Origin of the sequence: Streptomyces sp. NPDC001292, assembly GCF_042896465.1 — a bacterium.
Taxonomy (GTDB): Bacteria; Actinomycetota; Actinomycetes; order Streptomycetales; family Streptomycetaceae; genus Streptomyces.
On record NZ_JBIAXG010000121.1, the window covers coordinates 1 to 2401 of the forward strand.

At 62.8% G+C, this 2401-nt stretch carries 4 protein-coding genes; 1 reads left to right on the top strand and 3 read right to left on the bottom strand.

From position 1 onward, the window contains the following. Positions 1 to 348, top strand: a 348-nt coding sequence (locus tag ACFY4A_RS42420) for a transposase (protein ID WP_390834647.1), incomplete at its 5' end; no start/stop codon positions are given. A gap of 193 nt (positions 349 to 541) precedes the next feature. Here ACFY4A_RS42420 and ACFY4A_RS42425 read toward each other — a convergent pair. The 3 genes from ACFY4A_RS42425 to ACFY4A_RS42435 all read right to left on the bottom strand — a co-directional run bounded on the left by ACFY4A_RS42425 (position 542) and on the right by ACFY4A_RS42435 (position 2254). After that, positions 542 to 907: a DUF4440 domain-containing protein gene (locus ACFY4A_RS42425; protein WP_266623297.1), complete on the bottom strand. Its 366-nt coding sequence runs from the start codon at positions 905 to 907 to the stop codon at positions 542 to 544. A 233-nt stretch (positions 908 to 1140) separates the two neighbouring features. After that, complete coding sequence (locus ACFY4A_RS42430) at positions 1141 to 1386, bottom strand: hypothetical protein (RefSeq protein ID WP_390834648.1); 246 nt, start codon at positions 1384 to 1386, stop codon at positions 1141 to 1143. Positions 1387 to 1912: 526 nt separating this feature from the next. Then, complete coding sequence (locus ACFY4A_RS42435; protein WP_390834649.1) at positions 1913 to 2254, bottom strand: hypothetical protein; 342 nt, start codon at positions 2252 to 2254, stop codon at positions 1913 to 1915. Positions 2255 to 2401: the final 147 nt, after the last annotated feature.

The window sequence follows — 2401 nt, forward strand, 5'->3', positions numbered from 1 at the left end:
GACTCGGCCACCTTCATCGGCTTCCTGCACATGCTCGACCAGTCCATCGACCCCAAGCTCACGATCCACCTGGTCCTCGACAACGGCTCGTCCCACGTCTCGAAGGCGACCCGGGCCTGGCTGGCAGCGCACCCGAGGTTCGCCGTCCACCACACACCCAAACACGCCTCGTGGCTCAACCAAGTCGAGATCTTCTTCTCGATCCTGACCCGGAGACTGCTGCGGCGCGGTGAGTTCACCTCGCGCCAGGACCTCATTGACCAGATCCGCGAGTTCACCCTCGCCTACGACGATGAGGCCCGACCATTCCGCTGGACCTACGACGGAACCCCACTCAAAGCCGCATGACCCCCGCAAGATCAATGCGGCACTGCACTAGGACGTCACCTGATCCCCACCGCCCAACCACTTCACGGCCCGTCCACCGTCCCGGTGGACGGGCCGTCCCACTGGTTCTGGGAGCGAGTGCCTGGCCCTACTCGTGGTTATGGCGGGAGGATCAGTGCCTCTGCCGCTCCGCAGGCGACGGGACAGGCTTGCTTCAGCTGGCCAAGGTGCCCTGGTGAAAGTACATGCGCCAGCCTGTCTCCGTCAGGCGCCACAAGGAACTCCGCCATGCCCGACGCCCCTGATTGTCAGCGAAGTACGTCAGGTGAACGATCCCCGGAGCCAGGACGGTCCCTGACATCTTGCTGACCTTGACCGGCGCCTCCGAGGACACCGTTCCCGCACTTGTCACCGTGAGGATCGACTGCGCGTCCCACCAGCGACCGGACGCTCCGATCTCGGTGAACTCAGGATCCAGAAGCTCCGAAACGAGGGCCGGAGAAGCACGCACCTCAGGATCGAGAAGCCGCAACTCTCCACCAACGGCTGCTTGCACAGCCCGCTCACTCTCGTCAGTCATGCACGGATCCTAAGAACTTCCGGTGCCCGGGGGCAGCGAATATTGGGCACGGAGTGATCACCAACAATCCGGAGTCGAGGTCCGCAGGGCGGGGCGAAAACAACGGACTCCCAAGTGGCGTCGCTGCACGATCCTGCGGCCAGTCCCACGAATCTCCGCAACGGGTTACAGCGACAGCCCCACCCCGTCGTCACGAACATGTAGTCTATGAATCGCCGCAGTTCAGAGCCGGTTCACGAGCTCCTGCGGTCGGTAAAGTGGAGGATGACCGGCGATCCGTTCTCATCGAGACCGAGCGAGTCGATGCGTCCGCCGTGAACCGGGCCGGTGCTGTACTCGCTCGCCAAGAACCGGACGCCCAGCAGCATCTCCATGTTGGCCTCGACGAGGCCCTGCACATCCGACTCGACCTCAGCAAGACGCGGCATGACCTCAGTCACGCCGCTCTTCGTCGTGTGAAACAGCTTCAGGCCCGACACCTTCCCCTCCTCGGCTCAGAGATCACCAACGCCGAGAGTGGGCGGAATTGTTTCCGGAGCAACCTCCAGCCGTGTGAGGATGATGTGGGTGACGCCATGTTGCCCCGTGGGGTTCACGCTGTCACCCCGGTCCACCGGAGCGTGGCGGTTCCCCCATGCGTTCCCCAGCTGCGTTGACGCTTCGTCAGAGTGAAGCGTAAGCGCAGCTCAGGAGAGGGGCGGGCCAAAATAGGCCGAGCGCCTTCTAAGCACCTGCTCTATCGCGACGGCTCACCGCAGGACGAGCCCGTTGGGGACCGAACGGGATAGTTGTTTACAGCACCGCACCAGGATTTTCCGCCACACCCTCTGCACCCTACTTGGGAAGAATCCGATTGCCGCAATTCCTGAAGAGCTGCAAAAATGGAGGGATGAAGCAGGGCGAACCCGTGTACGTCTATGCATCGCGGAATTCAATTCACCGACTGCGGAGAATTTGATCCATACGGCAGTAGCAGGTCAGAACCCGCCGACAGGGCTACGGGCATCAACCGTCGAATAGATCCGCTTGCTCCCAACGCCCTGGGACCGGCTCGCCCGTATCAAGCAAGTTCTCAAGTTGCGCCGCATCCTCGGCGTCCAAGCCCAGGACCAGCCGGAGTGTTGTGCCCAGCAGCTCGGCATAGGGAACGAGCGCCCTCGCTCCCGGCGGGCTGGCAGTCCTGCTGATGAAATTGCACCGCAGAGGAACGCGGGTAGGGGTCAGGGCCTGTGCTTCGACCACGCCCTCCTCCTGCCCCAACGCAGCGCTGATCCCGTCGAGTTGCGGATCATGAGTGACGTCTTCGCCCGGGGCATCGTAGCCGATGCTGCGGTTGGTCATCAGCATCCGGATCGAGGTCAGGGGAATGGCGAACCTAGCGGCCCGTTCCCGAACCTCGGCTAGTAGGACTCCGTTAGGTGCTATTTGCCGGTTGTGTTCGTCCGCGGCAGGGTGGATGGATGGACATGAGGCAAGTGGAGGGCTTACGGGCGG

Bases quoted from the DNA above. Each gene is read 5' to 3' on its own strand.
- ACFY4A_RS42435 (WP_390834649.1), bottom strand. From the start codon at position 2,254: ATGCTGATGACCAACCGCAGCATCGGCTACGATGCCCCGGGCGAAGAC.
- ACFY4A_RS42425 (WP_266623297.1), bottom strand. From the start codon at position 907: ATGACTGACGAGAGTGAGCGGGCTGTGCAAGCAGCCGTTGGTGGAGAG.